Here is a 4,058-nt window from a genome sequence, read left to right as displayed (position 1 = left end):
CGTGAACGTCGCACCGCCCGTCTCCGCGAGCACCTTCGTGATCGCGGCCGTCAGCGACGTCTTCCCGTGGTCGACGTGGCCGATCGTACCTACGTTGCAGTGCGGCTTCGTCCGCTCAAACTTTGCCTTCGCCATCGTTCTCTTGTCCCCGTGGCCTTTAGCCGACGCGCAAAACAGTTTTGGCCGAACCCGAATAGGCTGCGCCACTCCGTGCGGACCGGGAGCCGTGCGGCAGGATTGGAGCGGGTGAGGGGAATCGAACCCCCGTCACCAGTTTGGAAGACTGGAGCTCTACCATTGAGCTACACCCGCATCGCAGCCGAACGGCGCCGCGATCCGACCCTTCCCGCCGGTCCCGAAGGCCGAGGGCTGGCCGGCTCGCAACGGCCGACGCATGAATTTGGTGGAGGGGGCTGGATTCGAACCAGCGTACGCTATCGCGGGCAGATTTACAGTCTGCTGCCTTTAACCACTCGGCCACCCCTCCGACCGTCCCGGGGCTACCCGGAACGGAGATGCGCACTATGAGAATTTCGGGCCCGATGTCAACGCCAAAAAGGCGCGGCGGGGCTACGCCGCCATATGCCGCGCGGGCGGCGGATGGCGCTAGTCAGCGCGGGGCGCGTAGGCCACAGTAGCGCCATCATGACGCGAAGCAGACACCCCCGCAAGCCGGGCGACGGGCCGGCGCCCGGACCCCGCCGTCAGCCCCGGGCCGAGCGCGGCCCGGCGCCGTCGCCGCTGATCTACGGCCTCCACCCTGTGCAGGCGGCGCTGGCGAACCCGGAGCGCCGCTGCCGCCGGCTGCTGGTCACCGAGGCGGCGCGGGACGCGCTGGCCGCGACCCTGGCGGACGCCGCAGCGCGCGGCCTGTCCCGGCCGCAGCCGACGGTGGTCGAGCGGGCGGAACTCGACCGCCTGCTCCCGGGCGCGGTGCACCAGGGGGCGGCGCTGGAGGCGGCCCCCCTGCCCGATCTCGACCTGGACGACGTCGCCCGCGCGGCCTCGGGGCGCGAACGCGACGTGGTGGTCCTGCTCGACCAGGTGACGGACCCGCACAATGTCGGCGCGATCCTGCGCTCCGCGGCGGCCTTCGGGGCGAGCGCCGTGGTCGTCCAGGAGCGCAACGCCCCCGACGTCACCGGCACGCTGGCCAAGAGCGCGTCGGGCGCGCTGGAGGCCGTCCCGCTGGTGCGGGTGGTCAACCTCGCGCGGGCGTTGGGTGAGTTGCAGCAGGCCGGCTACTGGTGCGTCGGCCTGGACGAGAGCGGAACGCGCACGCTCGCGGAGATGGGCCTGTCGGGACGGGTGGCCCTGGTGCTGGGCGCCGAGGGCACCGGTCTGCGCCGGCTGACGATGGAGCGCTGCGACGACGTGGCGCGCCTGCCGACCCGCGGGCCGATCGGCAGCCTCAACGTCTCCAACGCGGCCGCGGTCGCGCTGTACGAACTGGCGCGCACGGCCGCCGGCTGAGCGATGCGCCGAGCCGGACGCCTTGTCCGGCCCGCGCCCACGCGCTAGTCTGCCCGTGACCGGCGCCGGGTTAGCTCAGCTGGTAGAGCAACCGCCTTGTAAGCGGTAGGTCGTCGGTTCGAGTCCGACACCCGGCACCAGTCTTTTCAAGCACTTGGCCACCGCCGCCCCATCCTCGCCGCGAGCGTGTAAGCACTATGTAAGCAGCGGGGACGAGTCCGCCAACCGGGGCGACCGATGTCGGACCCGACATGGGATCGGGCGCGACAGCGCGGGATTCGCCCCGAAATGCCCAGGCCTCTCACGGACCCGTCCGAGCGGCTCGTTCCTCCGGACCACATCGGACATGCCCTCGACGAGGTCGAGCGGCCTGCGGGGGCAGGTCACCCCGATGCACGACGTCAACGAACCAGTGGCCGATCCACGGGATTCCGGCCGGGCCTTCGGGCTCCGACATCCTGGCCGGTCGCGACCGGACCGGCCCGCCAACCGCATCCGGCATTGACCAGTTTCCGCACAATCGGATAGATTGAAGTATCTGAATTCGCGGAACCTGTCTTATGGATCCGAATTTCCCACCGGCGCCCGTGGGCGCCCCCGACCGAGGCGCAGATCCGACGGTGCTGCGCCAATTGGCCAGCGACATGGAGCGAAGCCTCCTCGACCTGCAGGGGCCGCTGGACACGATCGAGCTGCTGGTCGACGGGCTCGACGTCCGCAACGCCGCCGCGCTGGCCTGGCTCGTCTCGGCGGCGGCGCGGGCGACCGGCGAGCTGCGCGGGCAGTGGGAACGGCTGCACGAGATCGCGTCCCCCGCAGGCGGGCGCTGACAGGCGGTCCCGGGCGGGCTATTGTCCCCGCTCGGTGCGATCGCCCAATCGGAGCGGGACCATGCAGGACCTCGGCGCGCGCCTGACCCGGCGGCATGACCAGCTCGGCCTCAACGGCGCCGACACCGCGCGCCGGGTCGGCATGAAGTACCAGACGTTCAAGAAGCTGCTGGCCGGCCGCGCCAAGGGCCTGCCGCGTCCCGAGCTGCTTTTGCGCCTGTGCGAGGCGCTCGCCCTCACCCCGGCCCAGGCGCTCGGGCTCGCTCCCGTGCCCGGCCTCGACGACGCTGCGGCCGTGCCGCGCCGCGCGCTGCTGCTGGCCCGCCTGGGGGCGGCGCTGAGGCGCGCCGGCCCGCAGGAGTTCGCCGCCGCCCGCCGCATGCTGGAGGCGCTCCACGCCGGCGGCCGGCCGGCCGGGTGAGCCGGCTGATGCACGCCCACCCTTTCCTGCTGAACTCCGGGTCTTCTGGCCGCCTGCGGGCTCGGCCATTGGCAAGAGACTCTCACGCCCTGACCCAGGTGTCGCGATCCCAGGGGTTCACGATCCCGATCGGCATGAAGCGCTCGTAGTCCCGGACGTTCCTGGTCACGACAACCAGGTCGTGGACCTTGGCCGTCGCGGCGATCAGGGCGTCGGCGAGCGGCGCCGTCGGGCCGGCCGTGATCCGTCCCCAGGCGCGGCCGGTCTGGAGATCGACGGGCAGGATGCGGTCGGAATACTCGATGAGCAGACGCTGCAGCCACTGACCCAGGACTCGGGCCTTGGCGCCGTCCCGCCGGCCGATGTTCTCGATGCCCCGCTCGATCTCACCGATCGTGACGACGCTGAGGTACATCGGAGCCGTCCGCTCGGCTTCGAGCCAGGCGCGGACAGGCTCTTCCGCCTTCCGTGCGGCCGATAGCACGTTCGTGTCGAGCAGGTACACGGCAAGGTTCCCGGCTAGAGGTCGATCTCTCGCACGGCCTCGACGGGGCGCGAGCCTTCGAGCGCGGCGGCGACCTCGTCCGGGATCTCCGGGAACTGGAGCAGCAGATCAACGAAGTCGCCGCGCCCGGCTGCGAGCCGGCGGTAATCCTCCGCGGACAGGACGACCGCGGTCTCCCTGCCGCGCACGGTGACGACCTGCGGCCCCTCCTCCGCGGCGCGCTTGACGACCTCGCTGAACTTGGCCTTGGCATCCTGAAGCTGCCATTGCGCCATGGCGGGCCCCTATCTAGTCAGAATAGCTAGTCAGATAATAGGGTACTTGACCGCAAGGGGCAACCTCATCCGGCTGGCGCGGCGTCAAGCCGCCGGCGAGGACATCCGGTTCGTCGGCGGGCCACCGAGCGGGCCGAGCACGACCCACCCCTGTCCGGCGCACCTTTCCAACCAGCAGCGACTCCGGCCGGCGGGCGAGCGTGTTTCGGTGGACATGCGCCAGCCCGGCCAGGCGCGCCATCGGCATGCGCAGGGCCTCGCACACCCTCTCCGGGGAAATCGTGCCGCGCTCGCGGTCCGTCACCCTGTCCAGAAACGGGCTCAGCATGGCCTATCTCCGCTGCATGACATGAGCGGAATTGCACATTCTCCGCACCGCATTCAAGGCCGAGCCCGTCCCGGCGGGTGCCCACGATACCGGAGAGGCTCTACGCCGGCGACCGGTCTGCGGATCGGGCCCGGCGGGTGGCGCGCGCCCCTGCCCCATCCTTGTTTCCTTCACGCGGTGCCGGGCGCTTCGTTCCCTCCAGAGCGGCGGCATGCCGGTTCAGCGT

The 4,058-nt window shown here is 71.1% G+C and carries 6 protein-coding genes and 3 tRNA genes; 4 read left to right on the top strand and 5 right to left on the bottom strand.

The features are described 5' to 3' along the window. The 3 genes from VGO20_RS17055 to VGO20_RS17045 all read right to left on the bottom strand — a co-directional run. Positions 1-135 (bottom strand): GTP-binding protein (locus tag VGO20_RS17055; protein ID WP_327503554.1); only part of this gene is annotated, 135 nt, incomplete at its 3' end. A 103-nt stretch (positions 136-238) separates the two neighbouring features. Then, a tRNA-Gly gene (locus tag VGO20_RS17050) sits at positions 239-312 on the bottom strand. A gap of 89 nt (positions 313-401) precedes the next feature. Further along, a tRNA-Tyr gene (locus tag VGO20_RS17045) sits at positions 402-487 on the bottom strand. 158 nt (positions 488-645) lie between these two features. Between VGO20_RS17045 and rlmB the strand changes: the two genes are divergently transcribed. From rlmB to VGO20_RS17025, 4 genes are all read left to right on the top strand, one after another. Then, the gene (gene rlmB, locus VGO20_RS17040) at positions 646-1,473 is read left to right on the top strand and encodes a 23S rRNA (guanosine(2251)-2'-O)-methyltransferase RlmB (protein WP_327503571.1); all 828 of its coding nucleotides are present in this window, start codon (positions 646-648) and stop codon (positions 1,471-1,473) included. A 64-nt stretch (positions 1,474-1,537) separates the two neighbouring features. Further along, positions 1,538-1,613 (top strand) — tRNA-Thr (locus VGO20_RS17035). A 480-nt stretch (positions 1,614-2,093) separates the two neighbouring features. Then, positions 2,094-2,303, top strand: coding sequence for a hypothetical protein (locus tag VGO20_RS17030; protein WP_327503570.1), 210 nt, complete (start codon positions 2,094-2,096; stop codon positions 2,301-2,303). 61 nt (positions 2,304-2,364) lie between these two features. Beyond that, entirely contained in the window at positions 2,365-2,724 is a 360-nt protein-coding gene (locus tag VGO20_RS17025; protein WP_327503569.1) for a helix-turn-helix domain-containing protein, read from the top strand. An 82-nt stretch (positions 2,725-2,806) separates the two neighbouring features. Here VGO20_RS17025 and VGO20_RS17020 read toward each other — a convergent pair whose 3' ends face one another. Next, positions 2,807-3,229 carry a type II toxin-antitoxin system VapC family toxin gene (locus tag VGO20_RS17020; RefSeq protein ID WP_327503568.1) on the bottom strand — a complete coding sequence of 141 codons (423 nt, stop codon included), beginning with the start codon at positions 3,227-3,229 and terminating at the stop codon, positions 2,807-2,809. Positions 3,230-3,243: 14 nt separating this feature from the next. Then, positions 3,244-3,504: a type II toxin-antitoxin system Phd/YefM family antitoxin gene (locus VGO20_RS17015; protein WP_327503567.1), complete on the bottom strand. Its 261-nt coding sequence runs from the start codon at positions 3,502-3,504 to the stop codon at positions 3,244-3,246. Positions 3,505-4,058 lie beyond the last annotated feature (554 nt).

Origin of the sequence: Arenibaculum sp., assembly GCF_035998295.1 — a bacterium.
Taxonomy (GTDB): Bacteria; Pseudomonadota; Alphaproteobacteria; order Azospirillales; family Azospirillaceae; genus DASYHS01.
Note: the sequence above shows the minus strand (reverse complement) of the source record. Positions and strands in the feature narration are given on the sequence as shown.

Excerpts from the sequence above, each read along its gene's own strand:
- rlmB (WP_327503571.1), top strand. The coding sequence starts at position 646 with ATGACGCGAAGCAGACACCCCCGCAAGCCGGGCGACGGGCCGGCGCCC.
- VGO20_RS17025 (WP_327503569.1), top strand. The coding sequence starts at position 2,365 with ATGCAGGACCTCGGCGCGCGCCTGACCCGGCGGCATGACCAGCTCGGC.
- VGO20_RS17015 (WP_327503567.1), bottom strand. The coding sequence starts at position 3,504 with ATGGCGCAATGGCAGCTTCAGGATGCCAAGGCCAAGTTCAGCGAGGTC.